The organism is Bartonella sp. AA56HLJMS (assembly GCF_042197145.1).
Taxonomy (GTDB): domain Bacteria; phylum Pseudomonadota; class Alphaproteobacteria; order Rhizobiales; family Rhizobiaceae; genus Bartonella.
On record NZ_JBHIRL010000126.1, the window covers coordinates 1 to 503 of the forward strand.

Annotated in this window: 2 pseudogenes; both read left to right on the top strand. The window is 37.2% G+C overall.

Annotated elements, in window-relative coordinates:
• A pseudogene (locus ACFINI_RS10225) lies at window positions 1–204 on the top strand (integrase); the annotation flags it as partial.
• A gap of 198 nt (window positions 205–402) precedes the next feature.
• Window positions 403–503 (top strand): annotated as a pseudogene (locus ACFINI_RS10230) (helix-turn-helix domain-containing protein); the annotation flags it as partial.

Consider the following 503-nt stretch of genomic DNA (forward strand, 5'->3'; position numbering starts at 1 on the left):
ATGATGGCTTGGTATATGAGAAAAAATAAAATTGAAGCATGCCCGCATGGTTTTCGCTCTAGTTTACGCGATTGGCTCGCTGAAACTATTCTAAGTCATACGGTAGGTGGTAAAGTAGAGCGTGCCTATCGTCGCACTGACTATCTAGAACAGCGCCGCGTTTATATGGATAAATGGGCGGCTTATGTCACCGGTCAATCTTAAAGATATGGGGTGCAGAACCCCATGATCTGTGGATAACTTTCTCTCTCTTCTCTCTCAATAAGAGTCATAAATTATCACATTAGAAATTGTATGATAAAATATTGTTTTCTATAAATAAAACATCTTTCTAAATGAACCAAAATGTGGTTAATAAATGGTTATGATGTGTTACCATTTTTATAGTGAAAGGATTTTAGAATGACAGAAAATGATATTCTTTTAACAGACCGTGAAAGTGCAAAATTGCTTCATATGAGTGTATCAACATTCCGCCGTCATGTAACCAATGGCTCTCTCCC